Origin of the sequence: Endozoicomonas sp. ALB115 (genome assembly GCF_049310245.1) — a bacterium.
Taxonomy (GTDB): Bacteria; Pseudomonadota; Gammaproteobacteria; order Pseudomonadales; family Endozoicomonadaceae; genus Endozoicomonas.
The window spans coordinates 25,488-46,583 of the sequence record NZ_JBLYZG010000028.1; the positions used below are offsets into that span (position 1 = coordinate 25,488).

A 21,096-nucleotide genomic window follows, 5' to 3' on the forward strand; every position below is an offset into this window, starting at 1 on the left:
AACAAGCTCCTTTAAAATGGGATGGAGTCGTCGTAGGAGTCATACTGTTGTGTCTGCATGGGCTGGGGAGTGTGGCCGCCATCCCGGGCGTTGGTGTACTGGTTCTGATGTGTGCCTGGCTGTGGCTGATAATTTTGGGGCTGAGCCTGCTGACCATTGGGGTTCTTTTCCAGAAACAGCAGCTTGCCGTTATGCCCGCTGTACACGACTTCAGTCTGGTAGCGATCCTGACCATTCTGGTCCTGCCATTTACGGGTCTGGAGCTGTCCTTCGATCAGGACTCTGTGGCCTTTGCCCAGATACTGAGCGGCCAGTTCAGCAGGTTTGCCATAGAGAACCACCCGATGCCATTCGGTGCGGGTTTGTTTCTGGCCATCTTTTTTCCAGCTCTCTTCAGTGGCGATGGAAAGAAGGGTTACGGCATTGCCATTGGCGGTGGCTTTGCAGTCCGGGTCTTTGCCCAGCCTGCCAATCAGGGTGACGCGGTTCATGGATGCGACCATCAGGCGATCTCCTTTTCTTCTGGTTTTAGAGAGAGTTGTTGAGCTGGGGTGATCAGTGCGGCACGGCGGATGATCAGTTCGATGCGGTATTCGTTGCCGTGGCGGTCAAAGCGGTAGCAGTCCAGTGAGCCTTTGCCGAGCCACTTTTCCATGGCGTGGATATCGTCGGTCAGAATCTCTTCGGTGACTTCGCCATCGGAGTAGAGCAAGTCGGGTTGATCTTCGCCTTTTTCGATTTCTGTTACCGGTTCGGGCTGTTTGTCAGCTACTTTCTGCCGGGCTTCCTGATTGAGGCGTATTTCAATAATGGCGATCAGGTCGGTTTGCTCTTTATGAAGAAGCACATCCAGATCCGGAAACAGGTAGTCCTTATCAGCTGCCATTTTTCGGTATATCGCCAGATTGTTTTTTACGTCCTGTGCCTGCTGCTTCTGTTCGATCCGAGCCTGTGCCAGCCGGTCATTTACCGAAGACTGCATACTGGCAACACTCTTTTTTCCCTTGATGACTTCCTGAAAATCAGCAGGCGTAACCACGGCGGCGATCCAGCCGGGAGTGAGTTCCGAATTGATCACCTGACGTTCTTTTTCAAGGGTGGTGACGGCTTTCAGAACCATGCTGTCTTTTATATGCTGCTTCTGATGTTTGACCAGCTTGTCCAGCGACTTGCGTTTGCTGGCCATGGCGTCGGTGAGGTGGTCTATGCGGGTAAACAGTTCGGCGATTTCCGGTACCTGGGCAAGCGCGGTTTCTTTGCCGTCCTTCAGTTTCTTTTCCGTCTTTTTGAAAAACTTCACTGCCGATTCGGCATCGGCAAAATCCTGATCGCTGACCAGTTCGGATTTCGCTGAATCAATGCGGTGATGGATCTGCTCTTCAAGTTGGGGCAGATTGGAGTGATTAACCTGACCGTTAAGTTGGATAACCAGGGCGGTAGTATCTTGAATAAGCTCGCCTTCCAGAACCGGAGTGGCTACTGCCGATTCAAATTTGTGCAGATCTTCCTGAAACTGCTTCCATCCAGCGATCAGAGCTTCACGACGATGGTCTTGGGATTCGTAGTAAACATGGCGCAGATTGGCGGAGCTACCATCAGAGCAAACAAACAGAACCCGTTCGGCACCACTGACCAATAGCTGTTGTTCCAACTGCCAGTAATAGGCAGGTTCAATACCTTCTCCTTCGATCTGGGCAACCAGCTTTTCATTCCAGAGCTTGTGCTCGAAGACCAGGTCTTCCACCATGGTCAGCCCGTCGAAGCTGGCCAGCAGAGGTAAACCGTCAATGATGGTGACGCCGGTGGCTGGGAACAGATCCGCTCCGACTATTTTCTCTGCCAACGGTCGGGCTTCTGCTTCGGCCCGATGCCCAGCATCGAATTTCTTCTGCTGAAATGCATTTACCTCTGGGGTGCTGCCTGTTTTCTTCTGATGGAGTAGCTGGTCCCGGCTGAGGTAGGGACTGTCGCCCATCATGGCCGGTGCCTCGCTGGCGGTGAAATAGTTCTGGCGCAGGGCGAGCCATTCAGGCGTGCCCTGTTGGATATCGAGAATGTCCATTTAGTGGCCTCTGGGTTGGATGGCTTTCAGTTGTTGTACTTGTTGTGGGGTGGCTGGAGCTTTGGAATTGATTTTTCGGATGATGCGATCTGCACTCTGTTGGCCGGACTCAATGGATGCCCGCCATTCTGGTAACAGACGCTGGAAGTCTTCATCGGAGTAGTGGTTGTGAACCGGTGACTGGGTCGAGTCATTCATATCGGGCACATAACCATCGGTATCATCATCGGTGCAGGCGACGCCAAGAATCCCGACCAGAGTCTGACGCTTCAGATAAGTCACGGTAGAACCGATCTGTTGCAGGGCGCTTTTGTTGCCGGTGTTATCCACAGGGCCAGTGGCGGTGTTACCGATAGAGTGGCCGGATACATGAGCCAGGTTGCAGGTGATGGTGATCTGTGGCCCATTCTGCTGCTGCTCAAACCAGTAGCTCAGGCCGTAGCGGTGAAGAACTGGCTGAATTGCAGCGACCACATCATCAATGGAGGCGTAGGAGTACTCCATACGACCACCACTTTTAGTATTGAAAGCAGCACTCTTGCTTTTCTTTACTACCGGCATTTCCTGCTGAAACCGGGCAAAGGCTTCATTGAATTGCTGTCGTGCAACAATGGCCTGGCTTTGTTCGTACAGGCTCATCACCCGTTCCAGGGTATCGATGCTGGCATTCTGGGTGATGGCTGACTGCATGATCTGGCCCACTTCAGACAGGGCAGGTGCAGGCTTATCCACAGGCAACACGTCAGCAGATTCCATCAGTTCGGTCTTCTTTTTAGCTGGCATGGCGAAGGGCCTCGTCCCGGTGAATACGGTTTCTGACGGCCAGCACCTGGTCGGCAATTTCCATCCGAAAACTCTTTTCCAATTGGGTTTGATTAGCCACGGCAATAACCTCTTTTGCTGGCGTAGTTAATGACATCCCAGCCGGAGAGCCGGGAGTGTTCGTTGTTGCAGTCATGCACCAGCTGTTTCACGGCTAGCCAGCGGTAGCCCTGCATGAGGTGGAATTCTTCCAGGGTAAGAAAGGTCAGGAAGTTGCCCGGGGTCAGAACGCCAAAACCGGCAATGATGATGGACTTGTGATCTTCGATCTGTGCCTGAATGTGGGTTTCAATCCGTTCCAGTTCGGACTCGATGGTCTCTTCACGGGCTTCCCTGCCGTCAATGGCATTGAGGTGCCGGTTGAGATCGCGGGTGACTGCGTCCATTAAAGATTCCTTATTTTTGTAAATTAAATGTTTTTCATATTTATATAATTGCAAAGTAATACTTTGCAAATGATAAGTGATAATATATTCATATTAATTTGTTGTTATTGATAGTTTTTATAAATATATGGTTTAGGTTTGGTATATCGGGGGTTGTGGTTTGTTTTCTGACACGGGTTCAGGGATGGGTAGCGTAGAGCAGCGGATTCAGTGTTTGCCAGAGTCTTTGCAGATGGCGATAAATAACACGGGAAATGCCGGAAATGTCATAGCTTTTGTAAACTCGATACCCAAAAGCAAAGGGCGACCGCGATTTACCCGAAGTGGTCGATGTTACACACCGGCTGCTACCCGGCAGGCAGAAAATGAAATTCGTTGTTTGGCAAGGCTGCAGCTGAAGAAAATGCTGGCTGGCCCCGTGGGGGTTTTGGTGGTGGCGGTCTTTCCGATTCCATCAAGCTGGTCAGGGACGAAAGCCGGTCAGGCGCAGGCAGGGGGCATCCGCCCGGCGGTGAAGCCGGACTTCGACAATGTCGCCAAGCTGTATTGTGATGCCCTGAACGGGATTCTCTGGGAAGATGACCGGCAAATTGTCGATGGCCGCTGCATCAAGGTCTATGGACAGCAGCCTGGTGTGCTGGTGATTGGCTGGCCGCTATAACAGGAAGCTGACACCGACGGCAGTGCCCTTGTAGATATCCTTGATATCCCCCGCATAGTTAAGATCAAAAGTGCCGTACAGCCGATTGATGAATCGCAGGCTGTGTTGCGACTTGCTGATCGGGTTCCACAGGCGAAGCGAAAGTTCACCGTCGTGTTCTATCAGCAGGATCTTCCCCGGTTCAGGGGCAATTACGGTATCCACCTGAACTTTGGCACCTTTGGGAATACTGATCGCTGTATCGGATGGGGTCTGGTTGACCATGGTGTCGTTTTCCATCCGTAACAGAAAGCTCTTGTGGTCCGACTCAATAATGCAGATGGCCGACTCCGAGAGTACCTGCTGTCGTCTTTCATCGAGTTCATCAAAGAAAGCGCTCGCCTTATCCAGGCTGATGTAGGGGAGGGTTTTCGGGTCCGGCAGCTCTTCGCCGGTCTCCAGCCAGTGAATGGAAACGCCAAGAACGTCAGCGATGGCGATTTTGTTATTCAGCTTTGGATTCCGGGCACCACTCATCCACAAACTGTATGTCCCTTCCGTGCAACCCACGGCGCGGGCGATATCGACATTTTTCAGATTTTGCTCTTGGGCTTTGTTTTTGACCCGGTCTGTCCAGTTTGTCACGTTCTTTTCCAATTACTGTTATTCATTATCCATAAGCAAAATAGTACACGGCTGGGAGCCATTGATTAAGGGCGAGAGTTCGTTTTGATGAGTCGGGCTATTTACAAATAATCTAAAAGCAACGTATTCTCTTAAGAGTCTTTACTTAAGCAAAGGAATAACGATAAAAACCAATCCTCAAGGAAAGATGTGATGAGCCAATCTCAGCCTCATGCTCAGTTCAGAGCATCAGCCAGCCTCTTCGTTCGCACCGCAGGAGGTACCCCATGATCCATACCGACGAACTGGGCATCCCCGACCAGCCACAATGCTGGCAGGACATTCTGTGGCCACTGGCAGGACAGCCCGCCATGCCAACCTCGGCATCACTGTATGAAGAGTTGTGCTGGGAAAATCCGGATATTGATGTGGGCGAACAGTTGTTGAAAGCGTTTCACTACATGATCGATCGTTGGGACCAGCCGGGTGAGGCTAAAAACGTGGTGATCTTTCTGAAAAAGTGGATGAGCCTGAATCAGAAGAATGCCCTGCAGGCGGCGAGGTATTTTCCAAAAGAAGCACCTCTGGCAGGAGGTGACCAATGAAAGAGTTTGGCAAGGTCTCCAGCCAGTTCTGGATCAGTGATGATATTCAGCCGCTGTCAGATAAAGCCAAACTGTTGGCTCTTTACCTGTTGACCACCGGGCACGGAAACCTGATTGGCATCTTCAGGATGCCAAAAGGCTATATGGCGGCAGACCTTGGCTGGGATGAGCCGAGCGTTGAACGAGCGATTGCCGAGCTAACGGCGAGCGGTTTCCTGTTGGCCTCGGAGCAGTGCCAGTACATCTGCATTCCGCAGTTTATGGAACACAACCCTGTGGACAATATTACCCAGATTGATGCTCGCCTGAAGCTGTTGGTGAAACTGCCACAGATGCTGCTGGAAGACTTGCCCGGAGTGCTACCCGTTATCGAGAGGGCAGTTGCGAAAGCCAGTGATTACAAGGGCTCGAAGCAAACCGAAGTGTTGTTGGAAAGCGCTCGGAAGATGCTCGGCAAGTGCTCGGCAGAATCTCGCCCAGAGAATAAGAGAAATAGAGAAGAAGAGAATAAGAGAAATATTTACAAGACATATGTCCGATCTGACGATCGCACGACCCCCAGGACGGGGGAAGTGCCACCAAGTGCCGGGAGCACGACTGGTGCGACCCCCAGGACGGGGGAAGTGCCATCAAGTGCCGGGAGCACGACTGGTGCGACCCCCAGGACGGGGGAAGTACCACAGGCTAAATCGGGCAAGGCTGATTTCTCTGAATCTTTCGAACAGTGGTGGAGCCAGTATCCCAAACGGGAAGGTGACAAGGGCAACAAAACCAAAACCTTTGGGCACTACAAAACACGACTCCGGGAAGGTCATACACCTGAAGCCCTGTTGGGCAACATCCTGAAGTACGCCCGTTACTGTGATGAGACCCAGGTGACGGGTACCCAGTACGTGAAGACCACCACGGCCTACCTGAACAACCCCGACAACGCCAGCAATCCATGGACGGTGAACTATGAAGCCCGGCAGCGAAATTCTGGAAAACTCAGCCTTGTTGAACAGGTCGAACAGGCCAACGCCCATATCCTCCAGCCCGGAGCCTTCAGCGAACAGGGAGCCTTCAGCGCAGAGGGAGCCATCTACGACGTTGAGCCAGAGGGATCTGGTGAATCTGTTCTCGACCATGACGGGCCTGTTCGGCCAGAAGTGGACCAGTGCCTACGGTCTGGCTGATCGCAATGGTGAGTGGCTGAAAACCCTGAATGGGCTGCACCCTGCCCAACTGGAAATTGGGCTCAACCGTGTAAGGTTGGCTGGTAGTGAGTGGCCACCAACTGCGCCAGAATTTCGCAAGCTGTGCCAGCCGATGCCGGAAGAACTTGGGTTGCCCACGCTGGCCAAAGCCTGGCGGGAAGCCAATGAGCATGCCAGTCAACCCGCTCATCACGGCTGGAGCCATCGGGCGGTATACCTGGCAGGCCGGGCAGCAGGTTGGTATGAGCTGCGCAATGCCGGTACTGCGGAAGAGTGCCGGGAGGTGAAGCGTCGGTTCGGTGCGGCTTACCAGGCTTTGGTCAACCGTGAATGCCAGGGCCAGCCGCTGGAAGACCAGTTGTCCATCGAGCACCAGTTCGATCCTGCCATTCACTCGAATCAGCTGGCGAGGGAGAGTATGGCTGAGCAGGGCATTGATCCGCTGGATGGGCAGGGGGCGCGCCAGAAACTGATGGGAATGTTCTGATGAATGGGCTCAGGGATGGCATCTGGCTGGCGGTGGTCTGGGTTGTGCTGGTGATGGTGCTTTGCTGGCACTTTGTGGAGGCAATCTGATGGCGGAGCTGTCATTGCAGAAGGTCTCGGCGCAGATGCTGGTGCCGGTATCGGACGATGACCAGATGTTTATACGACAGCTAAAGACCGGGCAGGTGATTCGGGCAGAGTTTCGCAAGACACGTAACCCGCACTTTCACCGCAAGTTCTTTGCACTGCTGAAGTTGGGCTTTGATCACTTTGAGCCCCAGCCGTGCCGGATGGAAGGAACCGACCAGTGGTTCACGCCGGAGAAAAATTTTGATGAGTTCCGCCGCTGGGTGACGGTTAAGGCTGGATTTTACGATGTGATCGGGTACCCGGATGGAGGCGTTCGGGTCCGTGCCAGAAGCCTGAAGTTTGCAAGCATGAGTCAGGAGGCGTTTGAACAGTTGTACTCCACGGCGGTGGATGTGTTGCTCCAGTTTGTGCTCCATCCGGGACGGGGTTGGAGTCGGCTCAAGGTGGAATCACTGGTGGAGCGAATTATCAATTTTGCGTAGGGGGAAGGAGTCCATGAAATACCTGTCGTTATTTTCGGGGATTGAAGCGGCAACGGTCGCCTGGCATCCGTTAGGCTGGACGCCAGTGGGCTTTGCCGAGATCGAACCATTCCCCTGTGCAGTGCTGGAACACCACTACCCCGATGTACCCAACCTTGGCAGCGTGACGGATATCACGGAAGCTATGATCCGCAAACTCGGCCCCATTGATCTGGTGGTGTTTGGCAGTCCTTGTCAGGATCTGTCGGTGGCCGGCAAACGAAAAGGATTTGACGGTGAACGATCAGGACTCTTCTTCGCAGCAATACAGATTATTCGGTGGGCCAGAAAACACGGCAACTGCCGCTTCGCCCTGTGGGAAAACGTACCCGGCGCCTTCAGCAGTAACCAGGGCAAGGACTTTGCTGAAGTACTGCGATTACTTACTGGCACTGACCAGTCATGCCCCGAGCAGCCTGGCCCAAAAAAGTGGCGGTACGCTGGAGTTTCATTCGGTAAGGAAGGGCTTGTTGAATGGCGGGTGTGTGATGCTCAATTTTATGGAGTACCCCAACGTCGTCGAAGGGTCTTTGCTCTGGCAGATTTTGGAGACTGGACCCGTCGGGAACCGATTCTATTTGAGTCCGAGAGCCTGCTCCGGGATTCTGAACCGGGCGCAGAAGCGTGGGAAGAGCCTGCCGCCAAAGCTGGAGCAGGCGTTGCAGCAAGTGGCCTCACGGGGAAACTGAGTGCTTACGATATGACGGCCTTCGGCCAGTACGGTCCGGGTAAAACATCATCCACATTGAAGCAGCGGGATTACAAAGATGCCACGGATCTGGTGGTGTTCGAGCCCGGTGCCATGTCGCGACTGGGTGGCCACTGGTCATCGGAATTATCACCCTGTCTTCGTGCCCATATGGGCGATAACCATCCGACCATTGCCTTCAATCCGAAGGACGATCCGGTTCATTCCGAAACCGTGGCCATGACGTTACAGGCTCAGGGGAACGGTTTGAGTGCTGCAGTGGCGATACCGATTCATGATCAGGCCACCCGACATTCTGGCAAGCGAGGTGAGCACCAGGACGGGAAAGGAAATGGTCTGGGTATCGGACAGCCTGGTGACCCGATGAACAGATTAACCGCCGGTGATAAACACGCGGTTGCCAGTACCTCCAGCGGTGAAGCCGAGTTAGCCATACGTCGATTGACTCCCATCGAATGTGAACGTTTGCAGGGTTTCCCGGATGGGTACAGCGCTATTCCCTGGAAAAACAAACCGGCAGAAGAGTGTCCTGATGGTCCGAGGTATAAGGCTCTTGGTAACTCTATGGCCGTTCCGGTTATGCGCTGGATTGGAAATCGTATCCAGACCGCGCTGAATTAGGAGGCTGCCATGTACTTTGCTTTGGGACCGGCTCTGATGCGGATCTTTGGAACGCCGGAGCTGATGATAAAAACCGCCAGCTGGCAGCGGGATATCAACGCCGGTTATCGTAAGACAGCGGTTGCACCAGAGCATCGAAGTACCCGGGATGAACGACTGGGTGATGATGGTATTCGTAAGGGCGATCTGCGGGAAAAAATGCAGCCGGAACTTTTTGCTATTCTGACGATCCGGTATGACGATAATCAGGAAAATCGTTCAATTGCATGGCAGCGGGTTCAACACCATTTACGCAGTGATAAACGGTTGCCGAAACCGTTTCGCTGCAATCCGGTACTGCTAAGACTCTGGCTGATGTATGAACTCCAGCACCCGGGGCTGAGGCAGGACAAAGGTAAGATCCAGATCAAGGGCAAGGGGGAGAGCACGGTTTACCGCTGGCAGCAGAAGTGCCGCCAAGTCTGCAATGAACTGATCCGGCTGGCAGAGGATGAGGCTCAGGATCTGCTGGAGCAATCCGGGGTTATCCGGCATGAACCCTATTGACGGCAGGCCAAACTTAAGTGTACTACAATGTAATACACTAAAAAGGAGGTCATGTATGAGTGTATCCAGCGTTCGTCTGAATCAGGATATTGAAGAACCGTTAAACCAATTAGCCAAAGTGTTGAGCCGTAGCCGGAACTATCTTATTAACGAAGCGGTCAGGGAGTACATCAAGAAACACGCCCGTGAAATGCAAGAGTGGGACGAGACCCTGGAAGCACTGGATCAGGTGCGCAGGGGAGATACCGTAGATGGTGACGCCGTGATGGAATGGCTGGAAAGTTGGGGCAGTGATAATGAGCTGGAGGCACCTGAATGAAACTCAGGTTTTCCAGGAGTGCCGTTGATGACCTGAAACGACTGAGACAGTTTATTGCAGAAAAAAATCCGCCTGCGGCACAGCGAATGGCGGAGTATCTGGTCAGGAAAATTAACAACCTGTGTCATCAACCGAACATGGGCGTTCTGGTAGGGGATAAACTGAATCCCCGTTTGCGTGACCTGATCATTAGGGATTACAAGATTCGCTATCTTGCTGACGACCGTGAGGTCTTGATTCTGAAGATATGGCATCAGAAAGAGGCTGATGAGATCAGCCTTGACTCAGAGTGAGAGTAAAAGTACGGTAAAAGCTCATGCTGGGAAAGTTCCCGATAACTTGATTTCCCACTGCTTGAATCCTTCAAAGAAACCCGGCCCTTGTTGCCGGGTTTTCTTTTTTTATCCCTCCAAACTGAACCACTATAAAAAAGGGGCTTCATGTTTCACTTTTCCGCTTCGTCCAGGCGACATTTGTCGACTTGTGATGAGCGGCTTCAGCGTGTCTTCAAAAAAGTGATTGAGCATTACGATTGCACGATTATTTGTGGTCATCGGGGCAAAGCTGCCCAGATGCTGGCGTTTGAAAATGGTCAGTCGCAGTTGCAATGGCCAGACAGTAACCACAATCAGCTGCCCAGCAAGGCGGTGGATGTAATGGCTTATCCCTTGGACTGGTTTGATTATCAACGGTCTGCTCACTTTGCCGGGTATGTGTTGGGGGTTGCTGAGGGTATGGGCATCAAGCTGCGCTGGGGTGGTGACTGGGATCAGGATGGTCAGTTAAAGGATCATCGGTTTAGGGATTACCCACACTTTGAGCTGGTGGACGATGATTAACCTGAACCCAATGGCTGGAATTGCCAAAGCGCTGATGGGTGGGCTTGATGGCTTGTTCACGTCTGATGAAGAGCGAGCCAAAGCTGAACTGTCTTTGAATCACCAGTTGCAACAGCCTCATATTCTCCAGGCATTGGCCAATATCGAAGAAGCCAAACATCCCTCCGTCTTTGTCTCCGGTTGGCGACCCGCTCTTGGTTGGCTCTGTGTGTTTATTCTTGCCTGGACCTGGATTGTTCGTGATGTGGTGATCATCGGACTGATGCTTGTTGATAAGTCTGAAGTGGTTCAACAGTTACCCACAACAGACACCAGCACGGTGATTACTTTGTTGCTCTGTCTACTTGGATTGGGTGGTGCCCGAACCATTGAGAAACTAAAGGGTGTTGCAAGGAGATAGCCATGGGTGATGAAGAACGGTTCAATCGCATTGAGCAGAAGCTGGACGGCATCACCCAGATCCTGCAGACCTTGGCTAAACACGATGAAAGGATGGTGAACTTGGCTCTGAGGGAAAAGCGCAGTGAAGAACGGCTGGACACTATTGAGAAAGCCGTACTCAAAAACTCGACCATCAGCAGTGTGATTCAATGGATCGCTGCCACCACTACCGCAGGCATCATAGCCTTTGCCATCAAACAGCTATTCTAACCATGGCCAACCACAGCAAATACAAACCGGAAATGTGTGATCAGGTGAAGGAGTTGATGAGCACCGGTTTAAGCCGAAAGGCTACCGCTACGGAAATGGGGATCAGCTATAACACGTTTCTGTCATATATGGACAAGTATGAGGAATTTGCTGAGGCCGTGGCTCAGGCAGATGTTCTGGCTGAAGTATTTTGGGAAGAAAAATACATGCAGGGAGCATTGGGGCTTAACAAGGATGTTTCACCAGCCATGTTGATTATGTATATGAAAAACCGTTACCACTGGCGGGATCGCCATGAGCAGACTGTGGTAGCGGAAAAGATACCGACGCTGGACGAATGGCTGGAAGAAAAAGACGGGTAAAGCCAGCCCGGGAACGGCTGTTGACTGAGTTTCAGTATGAAAAAAATACTGAGGTCATTCTGGAGAGCACTGCTAACGGCGTCGGTGGTGTGTTTTATGATTATGTTATGGACGCTGATGCTGGGCGCGGTGATTTTGAACTGGTGTTTATACCTTGGTTCTGGCAGGACGAATACCGTGCCGAAGTCCCCCAGGAGTTCACGACAGATGCCGACGAACGATACCTGAAACAGACTTACGATCTGGATGATGGGCAGCTGCAGTGGCGACGCCAGAAAATCTATGAGCTGAAATCCGAAGACAAGTTCAAGCAGGAATACCCCTGCAATATTCAGGAAGCGTTTCTGTTCTCTGGTCGCCCTGTCTTTGATCCCAAACATACTGAAGCGGCTAAACAGGAATGCTATTCATCCAAATGGCAGTGTGAGTTAACACCCAATGGCTTGAACCGGAAGAAACCGGGATTACTGAACATCTGGTACCCAGTGGAGGGAAGTCAGCAGTATGTCATTGGTTGCGATGTTGCTGAGGGATTAGCTCCCATCAATGACAAACACAAGCACGGTGATTATTCATCCATCGACGTATTGGATCGTTCCGGTTATCAGGTTGCCCACTGGTCTGGCCATGTGGCACCGGATGATCTGGGCAAGATGCTTAACCATCTGGGGCGTTACTACAACAATGCCCTGACTGGTGTGGAGAGAAACAACCACGGCCTGACCACCATCACCAAACTGAAAGACCTGAAGTATCCCAATCTCTATATGGAAACCACGGTGGACCAGCGCACCCAGAAACGCACCAAGCGGATCGGCTGGCTGACCACGACCAAATCAAAACCATTAATGATTGATCACCTGGCTGCATTGCTCAGGGATGGTGATGCGGGGATTTGCAACGTAGAGACGGTAAAGGAGTGCCAGACCTACGTCATTGAAGACAACGGAGCCACTAATGCCCAGGAAGGTTGCTTCGATGATCGAGTGATCAGTTATGCGATCGCCCAGCAAATGGTGCTGAAGCTGCCACGGCGCAAGATCAATATCAATGAGCTGAAGTATCGGGCTCCAGGGAAATCTGCTTACTAATGGAGCGGACAATTATTCTCTTTACTCAGCTGGTGGTGGGGTACTGGCCAGCCATTATGGCCGGACACCGTTTTGAGTGGCTGCGACGCAGAGGCAAGAAGGTCAGGTAATGGAACACGGATTGGTGATGGTGGCCACCCCGGATGAGGTGACTCAGGCGGAGCTGGACTCTTCTCTGGACAAGGAGCGTCGCGAACAAGCGGTGCGTGATGCTTTTGCCTCGGATCTCTATAGCCGCTGGCAGGGTTACCGGGAGGCCCGGCGGGAAGTGGAAGATGAGTGGCTGGATGCGTTGCGGGCGGTAAAGGGTGAATACGGTCCCGAGCAAGAAAAGGTGATGGAGCAGCAGCAGGCCTTGAGCCGGGTGTTTATCAAGATCACTGCCACCAAAGTCAATGCTGCCTACTCACGACTTATTGATCTGCTGTTTCAGAATGTGGATTCCTTTTGGGATATTGTTCCCAGTCCACTGTCTGATATTCCTGCCGCCATTAAGCAGCAGATCCGGATGATGGCTATTCAGGAACTATTGCCATATCGACTTGATCCCCGAACCCGAAACCAACTCATCCAGGAACGTAACGATGAAATGGAGCGGGAACTGATGGCGGAAGCATTGGAAAAGGCCAATACCGCTGCCATGAAGATGAAGCGTTTGATCAAGGACTATCTGATTAATGCCAACGCACTTACCGAAATCAAAAAAATGGTTCGTGAGCAGGTAACCCTGGGAACCGGTTGCATCAAGGTAGCCACTCTGAATATTCGGAACCATGAGAAGTGGGAAAGTGAAGGTGACGAATGGAAACTCAACGAGCACCAGAGCATTGAGCCGGATATTGAATGGGCCAGTGTCTTTGATCTGTTTCCGGATCCTTATTCCCATGATCCAGGCAAGCCGAACGATCTGTTTCGACGCCATGTTCTAACCAAACATGAGTTCAGAGAATTAGCAGGTAGCCCCGGGTTTGAACAGGACACCATTCACGCCATTCTGATGGAGTCTCCCCAGGGTAATCATGTTCCTGAAGATTATGAGCGAGAGCTGCGAAACATTAACAACAATGATGAGCAGTACGTTACGCCCCAGCGTTTTGATGTGCTGGAGTACTGGGGGCCGGTAGATGGCCAGCAGCTGATGGAGTATGGCGTTACCGATATTGATGAGCAGGCAGAGTACCAGGCCAATATCTGGATCTGCGATGGCCGGATGATTATGGCACGGCTCAATCCGCTGAAGCCGGAAGCGATCCCCTACAAGTTTGTTCCCTACGAAAGTGTACTGCATCGGTTCTGGGGTATCGGCATCCCCTACATGATGAACGACAGTCAGGATGTAATGAACTCCACCGGCAGAGCCCTGCTGGATAATGCAGCCCTGACCGCTGGTCCCATGTTTCAAATGGATGTAAGCAAATTTCCGGAAGGCATGAGCCTGGAAGATGCCAAGAAGATCTATCCCTATCGACTCTGGTTTTATGATGGCGAGGCTGGTGAAGGGCCGATGATTCAGGCCATCAATATTCAAAGTAACCAGAAGGATCTGTCCGGCATCTTTGAAATGTTCCGTAGATTTGCAGATGAAGAAACGTCACTCCCCAGTTACACCCATGGCGAACAGACCCAGAGCCTGAACAAAACCGCGAGCGGTATGAGCATGCTGATGACTGCGGCCAACGTGGCCCTGAAAAGTGCGGTGAAAAATATAGACGACTACGCAACCGTTCCCCTGATCGACAGTCTGTTTAATTTCGCTATGCGTTGGAGTGATAGCGAAGATGCCAAGCGGGGTGATCTGGATGTGGTGGCCATGGGCAGTGCTTCGCTGGTTGCCAAAGAGCTGCAGTCAGAACGGATGATGAATGCCCTGAACGTCAGTATGAATCCGGTGTTGGGTCCCATGACTGACCATCGCTATCTGTATAACGAATACCTGAAATCCCTGGATATTGATCCGGATAAAGCCCTGAGACCCGAGGAAGAACTCTATGCCCAATCCCATGCACCTGAAGCCGCAGGAGGCGGAAGCCGTTCTGACGGTGAGCAATCGTCCGGAGTACGAAGTGGTGGAGGAGTATCTTCTGCGCCGACGCAAGTTGCTGCTGGAGAAACTGGCAACGTGCCAGGATTCAACCAATTTGCGCGTCCTGCAGGGTAGAGTGCAGGAGTTGGATGACATTATCGCCTTGCAGCTCAGGGCAGCGACGTATTTGAAACAGCAGTAAAAACCAATCCGCTTCGGCGGTTTTTTTATGCCCAGGGATGGGCGGTATGCCGGTAACGCATGGAGCGGTTACCGGTGAATGCCTGAAATATGTGGATAAGCCCAGGCCCCACAAGATCAGGTTAAACCAAATGTGGACAAGCCTCAGCGCCCCACAGGGAGAGTGAAGATGGCAATCGATGCCGAACAGTTGGATCAGGAAACTGACGCCGAACTTGCAGCCCTTATGGGTCTAAATACGGAAGCCCCTGCCGCTTTTGTACAACAAGAGAACGAGCAGGACAAGCAGACCGACCAGAACCCGCCCGCTGATAAGTTACCCCCGCTACCTGCACCGGAGCCGGAAGCGACTGACGAAGAGTCAGAGCCGCCTGCCCCCACATCTCGTGAAGAGAGCGGTGAAGACTGGCAGGACAAGTACACCAAAGCGGAAGAGTCCCGCAAGAATGCCCATGCCCTGATGACCCGAGCGACGCAAAAAGCCGCTGATCTGGAGCGCAGCAATACGGAGCTTCAGCAACAGATGGCTTTGCTGCAGGCCAAAGTGGATCTGCTCAGTCAGCAGAGTCTGAGTCAGCCGAACCAACCCAGTAGCGAACCAGAGCCGTCTGATCAGTTTCAGGAACTCCGTAAGGATTACCAGGAACTGGATCCGGTGTTTAACAAGCTGGATGAGTCAGAACAGCTCAACCGGAGACTGGAGCAGCGGCTGGTGGCTATTGAGAAGGCACGGCAGGAGCAGGAGGCGAAGCAGGCCTGGCAGGTATTCTGGAGCAAGTTGCGCAGTCTTCATCCTGATGTGGAGCAGATCTCTGCCAGTGAGGACTTTAAAGGCTGGTTTGCACGACAAACGGCTGATGTTCAGGAGCTGAGTCGTGTCAGCCCATTAGGGGCAGCGCAGGTCATGAGTCTCTATAAAGAGGCTGCCGGTCTGAATAAGCCTGCGCCCAAACCTGCACCTGATCCAGCGCAAAAAATGCAGCAGGCAAAACAGATGAGCGAACCGCCGGTGCGGTCCCGCTCGAAACCGACCACTCAGGGTCGCCAACCGGCAATGACACTGGACCAGATTGCGGCCATGCCGCAGAAAGAGTTTAACGACAATGAAGAAAAACTCGATGAAATTCTGGCCCAGTGGATCAAGCAGGGAGGCAGGCTCTAATCGTTTCTCGAAAGAGATTCAAGGGATCTGAATCATGGCAACGACCACGTTTCCAACGGGGGCTATGGCAAATGCCCTGTCCGTTATTTATTCCAAAAAGCTCAACGCGAAGTTCTATAAACGAACTGTGTTGTCGGCTATCTGCAACACCAACTGGGAAGGTGAGATCCAGTCGGAAGGCTCCAAGGTAGTGATCCGTACCCGCCCCGATATTACGGTAGCGGATTATGACCGTGCCGTGGGGGTTGAGTATCAGGATCTGGAACCACCCAAGGTGGAAATGCCCATCGACAAGACCAAGTACTACGCCTTTATTGATGACTATATCCAGAGTGTCCAGTCCAATATCGAGCTGATCAACGAGTCTTCTGCTGATGCAGCAGAAAACGTGAAGATCGCAGTAGACGGCGATGTACTTGGGAATATCTATACCGATGTCCATCCAGATAACAAGATCGACGGCGGTGGTACCGGCGTGGTTGTGGATAAGTCCAATGTGCTGGATTACATCGTCGATATGGGCACCCTGCTGGACGAGAAGAACATTCCCGAGTCCGGCCGCTGGCTGGTACTGCCACCCTGGGTGTGCGGCATGATCAAGAAGTCCGAGCTGAAGGATGCTTCGCTGGCCGGAGATGGTACCTCCATCATGCGAAATGGCCGCCTGGGCATCATTGATCGGTTCACGCTTTATTGCAGCAACAACCTGGCCACTGCTTCCGGTGTTACCCAGTGCATGGCTGGGGTGAAGGACTTCGCCGGATTTGCTTCGCAGTTTATCAAGCATGAAAGCCTGACGCTGGAGAAGCACTTCGGCATGGGGCATCGTGGTCTGCAGGTATACGGCTATAAGGTATTGAAGCCTGATGCAGGTGTGCTGCTGGCTGCCAAACGCTCTTAACTTTTTTTTGAACCACAAAGTCACAAAGACACGGAGGAAAAGACAAAAAGCTTTTCTTTGTGTCTTCGTGTCTCTTGTGCCCTATGGGTATTGTGGTGACAAGTTTTTCATGGAGATACTAAAACATGGCCTTTGATCTGGAGACCTGCCGCAGCAAGGATGAACTTGAATCCGTCGCCCGGCAGATGTTTAACGTGGAGCTGGACAAGCGCAAGAAGCTGGATGATCTAAAAGATGAAGTTCGCTTACTGATGAATGGTGATGATCTGCTGGAAAAGCCAGAAGAGCCGGAGGAGCCGACAACTTCATCCAAGGCCGGGAAAAAGCCTCTGCAGTTTGTACTGAACAAGAACACCAATAGCGTCTTTATCTACAACCCCAAGCTGAAGAAACGAATGGGGGTAGATCTGGAGTTCTGTGACCAGCAGGGTAACCGGCTATAAGGTATGAAGGTTATCGCCATCATCCAGCGGGTGCGCAACCTGCTTCAGGACAACACAGCTGTGCCACGTTGGACTAACAGTGACCTGCAGGATGCTTATAACGAAGCGCTACTGGCCGTGGTGCAGAACCGGCCAGACGTGAACTCGCAGCTACTGGCCTTTACCTGTCAGGCACAGGCTGTGCAGTCGCTGCCCCCCGGCACGTACCGGCTGCTGGATATTGTGGATAACCCGGCAGCAGGCCCAGAGTTATCTGGCCATGTTTGCCAATGATCTGGGGCTGAAATGGAACGTGGATCAAATGTTCCGGCAGATGCTTCAGGGTAAGATCGAGGGTTAGTGCTTATGTTTGTTGTGCTTTTTTCGGCAGTAGTCCCAGAGTTGGAAAGTCACTGTCGCACCGAAAATAACCGCAGCCATAATAGCCATCGTCAGAGATAGTGGGTCAAGGTCAAACATTGAATAACTCCTTAATGTTTATTCTTTTTCCGCTTTCTGATGTGGTATTCCACCCAGACGATGCAAGCGAGTAGCGGGATACCAAACAACGCAGTCATTAACAGATATTGATCGCCTACGGTCATAGTGTGCTCTCCAGTCGGTGCCCCAGGTAGATAAGTCCGATTGCTATTGAAGCTCCAAAAAATAGCAGTTCTTCCAGATTGTTCGGGGTATTAATGAGAGGCCCTATCAGGCAGAGGCCACAAGGCAGTTTCACTAGATCATGGCAGAGCTTTGCCAGATTTTCACGTTGTTTATCGTTCATCCAATTACACCTTTGATTTTTATTCGGACGTTTCCCAAGGACAGCATAGCCCATGAAACTGGATGCCTACCTTTCCCGCATACGCCCGTATGTCAAAGGCTGCCCGGATCAGGTGATCAAGAACTACCTGATCATTACCCTGCGGGACATTTGCCACCGAGCCAATATCTGGCGACACCATGACAAGCTGTTTATGGTCAAGGGGATCAAGGATTACGACCTGACCGCACCTGCTGGCAGCGACATCGCTACGGTGCAGAATATCTTGCGCGAAGACGGCACCCGACTGGAAAGCCGTGACCTTCTGCCCCCTTATCTTTCTGCCGGAACCCCTTACTACTACCGCCATGTTGAAACCACTGCCCTGCACGTTGCCCCGATCCCGGACAAGGACGCCATGCACGACATTGAGCTGACCCTGATGCCTGCCTTTGAAGCGACAGAGATACCGGACGATGTGGGCAACCTGACCCTTGAGTTTGCCTGCTGGGGCGTACTGGCCGACCTGCAAATGATGCCCGATGAACCCTGGACGAACCCGCAGCTCAGTGAGGTGAACCGGCAGAAGTATGAGAAGGAACTCAACCGTAAGCGTATCCGTGGTTTGGTGGGGGTCAGCGGTGGCGAGCAATCGGTGACGAGAAGGAGATTTGTCTGATGGCCATGCCAACCGAAAAGCAACTGCCCGCCTTTTTACGGGGAGACAGTTATGCCATCCCGATAGCGTTCGAGGGGGATGATGGCCAGCTTCAGGACCTGACCGGCTGGAAGCTGATCTTTACCCTGAAATTTAACCGGATGCAGCCGGACGACGATGCCGTACTGCAAAAACGGATGACGGTATCCGGTTCGACGGCGGTGATGTACCTGGCACCGGAAGACACCAACGAGCTGACACCTTACCGCTACGAATACGATTTGCAGTTGATTACCCCGGATGGCAGTGCCGTATCGACCATCGCTATCGGTAAGGTGGAGATTCAGTCCGGGGTTACCCACGCACTTGGATAGGAGAAACAGGTATGACCACTGAAGCCACCGTTGTGACCAACATAGTCAATGATGTGGCCGTTGTTGCAGCCTTGCAGCAAAAGATTACCGCAGACCGGCTTGCCATTGAACAGGCGATAGCCAACGGCCTGCCGCTGATCAATAGTGCTTCAGACCGGGCTGATACATTGTCCAGCTCGTTGTGGGGCATGACCACGGAAAACCGGCAGATCAACACGGACATTACCCAGCGATATAACGAGATCAAAAGCTGGCACGATGCCCACGACGCCGACAAGTTGCAACTGACCACCCTGAAACAGGAAATGGTGGTCTTGCATCAATCGGTGGAGGACTCTGTGAATCAGAATGCCCCCACCAGTCTGGATGGTGGTAGTTTCTAGGAGGCTGTCCGAGAATAGCGCCCGTAGCGAGGATGGCAGAAAATTGAGGATAAAAATTTCGTTTTGTGAGGTGAATAGCGGGGCTATTTGCCGAACAAAACGGAATTTTTAGACCAATTTGCTGCCACCGCAGTAGGGCAGTCTATTCTCGGACAGCCTCCTAGCCACTGTCTTTTATTAAACGCCTGAGACAGGAGTGTCCATTATGGCAACGAAAATCCAGATCAAACGCAGTACAACAACTGCAAAACCGAGTTTTCTATCCCCCGGAGAGCTGGCTTACTCGGAGGCTTCAGACAAGCTGTATATTGGTGTTGACGGTGCCGGTATCGACACGATTGGTGGTAAGGATTTCACCGACACAGTGACCGATTTGACCACCAACATGCGCAACTACCTGCCTGCTGCCACAGCCTCGCAGTTTGGAGCCATTAAAATAGGCACTGGCCTGTCAATTGATGGCAGTGGTGTGGTGTCGGCCACCGGAGGCAGTGCGCAAGGATTGACGGAATCTGAGGTGGATGCACGGGTTCAGCTTGGCGTTGATTCTATTGTTGCTGGTGCTCCTGCCGCACTGAATACCCTTAACGAACTGGCCGAAGCGCTAAATGATGACGCCAATGCCGTCACCAGTCTGACTTCCCAGGTCTCTGGCAAGATGTCCAAAAGCCAGAACCTGGCGGATCTGACTAACGCCACCACTGCCCGAAGCAATCTGGGGCTGGGTACCATAGCGCTTCAGAACTCAGCCAGTGTCAGTATCACAGGCGGTTCTATTGATGGTGTCACTCTGGATGGTGGCACCTTCTGATCCGGTAGTAACAAAAGGAATGGGCCTGTGTCTAACACCAGCAAACTGAAAAGCTCGGCTACGCCGGGCAAGGTGCCACTGGCCTCTGACCTTGCGTCGGGGGAGGTGGCGATCAATACCGCTGATGGCAGGTTGTATGCACTGGTAGGTGGTGTGGTTACATCACTCACCCTCCGGGACTGGAGCGAGCTTGCCGGTAAACCTGCTACCTTCACCCCTTCAGACCATACCCAGAGCATCGCCTCGGTGGATGGTCTTCAGACCATCATTAGCGACCTGACTGCCCGCATAGCGGCTTTGGAAAGTCAGGGTAATAACGCCGATGGTATGAAACTACTGAGTACCGAAACGCTCACCAACGGCACGGAATTTATTTTTGACAGCCTGATGGATGACACCGTGTACGGTTCCTACTTGTTGGTATTGAACAATGTCACTATCAGTGACACTGATTTTGTTGGAAAGTATATGGGCTTATCCATTCAGCAAAGTGCCGGAGGGGGATTCTGGGATGGTTATGGTGCATTCAGAATGAAAGTGCTGGCCAATGACGGGTCAACGACTCCAGTGGCCAAAGAGTATCTTGGCCTGCGACTAATGGACGACACCTTTGACTCAATAAATATCTCTGGTCAGATCAACATCACACCAGGAGGTAATGGACTGGGCGCGATCACCGGTCATCTGCAAACCGGTAATGGCATCCCTTATTTGTACGCCACGATGTCAGCGGAATGGGGTGGAACCATGCACGGAATAAAACTGTTTGCCAGTGTGGCTGACAAGCTGTCCGGTTCGGTTTCCCTGTATGGCTTGAAAAAGTAA

30 protein-coding genes are annotated in these 21,096 nt (G+C 52.3%); 24 read left to right on the forward strand and 6 right to left on the reverse strand.

Annotated elements, in window-relative coordinates; translation table 11 throughout:
• Positions 1–11 precede the first annotated feature (11 nt).
• The 4 genes from ACO6VE_RS13545 to ACO6VE_RS13560 all read right to left on the reverse strand — a co-directional run bounded on the left by ACO6VE_RS13545 (position 12) and on the right by ACO6VE_RS13560 (position 3,270).
• The gene (locus ACO6VE_RS13545; RefSeq protein ID WP_422461776.1) at positions 12–503 is read right to left on the reverse strand and encodes a single-stranded DNA-binding protein; all 492 of its coding nucleotides are present in this window, start codon (positions 501–503) and stop codon (positions 12–14) included.
• Positions 503–2,062, reverse strand: coding sequence for a YqaJ viral recombinase family protein (locus ACO6VE_RS13550; protein ID WP_422461778.1), 1,560 nt, complete (start codon positions 2,060–2,062; stop codon positions 503–505). The genes ACO6VE_RS13545 and ACO6VE_RS13550 overlap by 1 nt, the downstream gene beginning before the upstream one ends.
• On the reverse strand, positions 2,063–2,818 hold the full coding sequence (locus ACO6VE_RS13555; RefSeq protein WP_422461780.1) for an ERF family protein: 756 nt from the start codon (positions 2,816–2,818) through the stop codon (positions 2,063–2,065).
• Positions 2,819–2,937: 119 nt separating this feature from the next.
• On the reverse strand, positions 2,938–3,270 hold the full coding sequence (locus ACO6VE_RS13560; RefSeq protein ID WP_422461781.1) for a hypothetical protein: 333 nt from the start codon (positions 3,268–3,270) through the stop codon (positions 2,938–2,940).
• A gap of 184 nt (positions 3,271–3,454) precedes the next feature.
• Between ACO6VE_RS13560 and ACO6VE_RS13565 the strand changes: the two genes are divergently transcribed.
• Positions 3,455–3,931 (forward strand): RusA family crossover junction endodeoxyribonuclease, encoded by a 477-nt coding sequence (locus tag ACO6VE_RS13565; protein ID WP_422461782.1) that lies wholly within the window; start codon positions 3,455–3,457, stop codon positions 3,929–3,931.
• On the opposite strand, the gene ACO6VE_RS13570 is transcribed toward ACO6VE_RS13565, so the two are convergent.
• Positions 3,926–4,555, reverse strand: a complete 630-nt coding sequence (locus tag ACO6VE_RS13570; RefSeq protein ID WP_163369302.1) for a helix-turn-helix domain-containing protein — start codon at positions 4,553–4,555, stop codon at positions 3,926–3,928. The two genes, ACO6VE_RS13565 and ACO6VE_RS13570, sit on opposite strands and share 6 nt — an antisense overlap.
• 266 nt (positions 4,556–4,821) lie before the next feature.
• Between ACO6VE_RS13570 and ACO6VE_RS13575 the strand changes: the two genes are divergently transcribed.
• From ACO6VE_RS13575 to ACO6VE_RS13660, 18 genes are all read left to right on the forward strand, one after another.
• A complete protein-coding gene (locus ACO6VE_RS13575) occupies positions 4,822–5,139 on the forward strand; it encodes a hypothetical protein (RefSeq protein WP_209277157.1) in 318 nt (105 codons plus the stop codon).
• Positions 5,136–6,314, forward strand: a complete 1,179-nt coding sequence (locus tag ACO6VE_RS13580) for a hypothetical protein (protein ID WP_422461784.1) — start codon at positions 5,136–5,138, stop codon at positions 6,312–6,314. The genes ACO6VE_RS13575 and ACO6VE_RS13580 overlap by 4 nt, the downstream gene beginning before the upstream one ends.
• Positions 6,247–6,822 (forward strand): replication protein P, encoded by a 576-nt coding sequence (locus ACO6VE_RS13585; RefSeq protein WP_422447856.1) that lies wholly within the window; start codon positions 6,247–6,249, stop codon positions 6,820–6,822. Before ACO6VE_RS13580 ends, ACO6VE_RS13585 begins: the two co-directional genes overlap by 68 nt.
• Before the next feature lie 88 nt (positions 6,823–6,910).
• Positions 6,911–7,393 carry a DUF1367 family protein gene (locus ACO6VE_RS13590; RefSeq protein ID WP_422447858.1) on the forward strand — a complete coding sequence of 161 codons (483 nt, stop codon included), beginning with the start codon at positions 6,911–6,913 and terminating at the stop codon, positions 7,391–7,393.
• A gap of 13 nt (positions 7,394–7,406) precedes the next feature.
• Positions 7,407–8,762, forward strand: a complete 1,356-nt coding sequence (locus tag ACO6VE_RS13595; RefSeq protein WP_422461786.1) for a DNA cytosine methyltransferase — start codon at positions 7,407–7,409, stop codon at positions 8,760–8,762.
• 9 nt (positions 8,763–8,771) lie between these two features.
• Positions 8,772–9,308, forward strand: a complete 537-nt coding sequence (locus ACO6VE_RS13600) for a hypothetical protein (protein ID WP_269671915.1) — start codon at positions 8,772–8,774, stop codon at positions 9,306–9,308.
• Positions 9,309–9,363: 55 nt separating this feature from the next.
• Positions 9,364–9,627 carry a CopG family ribbon-helix-helix protein gene (locus tag ACO6VE_RS13605; RefSeq protein WP_163369309.1) on the forward strand — a complete coding sequence of 88 codons (264 nt, stop codon included), beginning with the start codon at positions 9,364–9,366 and terminating at the stop codon, positions 9,625–9,627.
• Positions 9,624–9,920, forward strand: coding sequence for a type II toxin-antitoxin system RelE/ParE family toxin (locus ACO6VE_RS13610; protein WP_269671914.1), 297 nt, complete (start codon positions 9,624–9,626; stop codon positions 9,918–9,920). The genes ACO6VE_RS13605 and ACO6VE_RS13610 overlap by 4 nt, the downstream gene beginning before the upstream one ends.
• A gap of 147 nt (positions 9,921–10,067) precedes the next feature.
• Positions 10,068–10,466 (forward strand): M15 family metallopeptidase, encoded by a 399-nt coding sequence (locus ACO6VE_RS13615; protein ID WP_101746746.1) that lies wholly within the window; start codon positions 10,068–10,070, stop codon positions 10,464–10,466.
• Positions 10,459–10,866 carry a 3TM-type holin gene (locus ACO6VE_RS13620; RefSeq protein ID WP_422447864.1) on the forward strand — a complete coding sequence of 136 codons (408 nt, stop codon included), beginning with the start codon at positions 10,459–10,461 and terminating at the stop codon, positions 10,864–10,866. Before ACO6VE_RS13615 ends, ACO6VE_RS13620 begins: the two co-directional genes overlap by 8 nt.
• A 2-nt stretch (positions 10,867–10,868) precedes the next feature.
• Positions 10,869–11,117: a hypothetical protein gene (locus ACO6VE_RS13625; protein WP_422446192.1), complete on the forward strand. Its 249-nt coding sequence runs from the start codon at positions 10,869–10,871 to the stop codon at positions 11,115–11,117.
• 2 nt (positions 11,118–11,119) lie between these two features.
• Positions 11,120–11,479, forward strand: coding sequence for a hypothetical protein (locus ACO6VE_RS13630; protein ID WP_101746078.1), 360 nt, complete (start codon positions 11,120–11,122; stop codon positions 11,477–11,479).
• Positions 11,455–12,570 carry a hypothetical protein gene (locus ACO6VE_RS13635; RefSeq protein ID WP_422461788.1) on the forward strand — a complete coding sequence of 372 codons (1,116 nt, stop codon included), beginning with the start codon at positions 11,455–11,457 and terminating at the stop codon, positions 12,568–12,570. Before ACO6VE_RS13630 ends, ACO6VE_RS13635 begins: the two co-directional genes overlap by 25 nt.
• A gap of 109 nt (positions 12,571–12,679) precedes the next feature.
• A complete protein-coding gene (locus ACO6VE_RS13640; RefSeq protein WP_422461790.1) occupies positions 12,680–14,728 on the forward strand; it encodes a portal protein in 2,049 nt (682 codons plus the stop codon).
• 235 nt (positions 14,729–14,963) lie between these two features.
• On the forward strand, positions 14,964–15,956 hold the full coding sequence (locus ACO6VE_RS13645; RefSeq protein ID WP_422461791.1) for a hypothetical protein: 993 nt from the start codon (positions 14,964–14,966) through the stop codon (positions 15,954–15,956).
• Between the two features lie 34 nt (positions 15,957–15,990).
• Complete coding sequence (locus ACO6VE_RS13650) at positions 15,991–16,857, forward strand: hypothetical protein (protein ID WP_269671997.1); 867 nt, start codon at positions 15,991–15,993, stop codon at positions 16,855–16,857.
• 125 nt (positions 16,858–16,982) lie between these two features.
• Positions 16,983–17,300: a hypothetical protein gene (locus ACO6VE_RS13655; protein WP_422447875.1), complete on the forward strand. Its 318-nt coding sequence runs from the start codon at positions 16,983–16,985 to the stop codon at positions 17,298–17,300.
• 3 nt (positions 17,301–17,303) lie between these two features.
• The gene (locus ACO6VE_RS13660; protein ID WP_422447877.1) at positions 17,304–17,573 is read left to right on the forward strand and encodes a DUF6682 family protein; all 270 of its coding nucleotides are present in this window, start codon (positions 17,304–17,306) and stop codon (positions 17,571–17,573) included.
• A gap of 63 nt (positions 17,574–17,636) precedes the next feature.
• Here ACO6VE_RS13660 and ACO6VE_RS13665 read toward each other — a convergent pair whose 3' ends face one another.
• The gene (locus ACO6VE_RS13665) at positions 17,637–17,759 is read right to left on the reverse strand and encodes a hypothetical protein (RefSeq protein ID WP_422447879.1); all 123 of its coding nucleotides are present in this window, start codon (positions 17,757–17,759) and stop codon (positions 17,637–17,639) included.
• A 419-nt stretch (positions 17,760–18,178) separates the two neighbouring features.
• On the opposite strand from ACO6VE_RS13665, the gene ACO6VE_RS13670 reads away from it, so the two are divergent.
• From ACO6VE_RS13670 to ACO6VE_RS13690, 5 genes are all read left to right on the forward strand, one after another.
• Positions 18,179–18,724, forward strand: coding sequence for a hypothetical protein (locus ACO6VE_RS13670; protein ID WP_422461794.1), 546 nt, complete (start codon positions 18,179–18,181; stop codon positions 18,722–18,724).
• Positions 18,724–19,077 carry a hypothetical protein gene (locus ACO6VE_RS13675; RefSeq protein WP_422461796.1) on the forward strand — a complete coding sequence of 118 codons (354 nt, stop codon included), beginning with the start codon at positions 18,724–18,726 and terminating at the stop codon, positions 19,075–19,077. Before ACO6VE_RS13670 ends, ACO6VE_RS13675 begins: the two co-directional genes overlap by 1 nt.
• A gap of 11 nt (positions 19,078–19,088) precedes the next feature.
• Positions 19,089–19,460 (forward strand): hypothetical protein, encoded by a 372-nt coding sequence (locus ACO6VE_RS13680; RefSeq protein WP_422461798.1) that lies wholly within the window; start codon positions 19,089–19,091, stop codon positions 19,458–19,460.
• 205 nt (positions 19,461–19,665) lie between these two features.
• Positions 19,666–20,271: a hypothetical protein gene (locus ACO6VE_RS13685; RefSeq protein WP_422461800.1), complete on the forward strand. Its 606-nt coding sequence runs from the start codon at positions 19,666–19,668 to the stop codon at positions 20,269–20,271.
• Positions 20,272–20,298: 27 nt separating this feature from the next.
• Positions 20,299–21,096, forward strand: coding sequence for a hypothetical protein (locus tag ACO6VE_RS13690; RefSeq protein ID WP_422461802.1), 798 nt, complete (start codon positions 20,299–20,301; stop codon positions 21,094–21,096).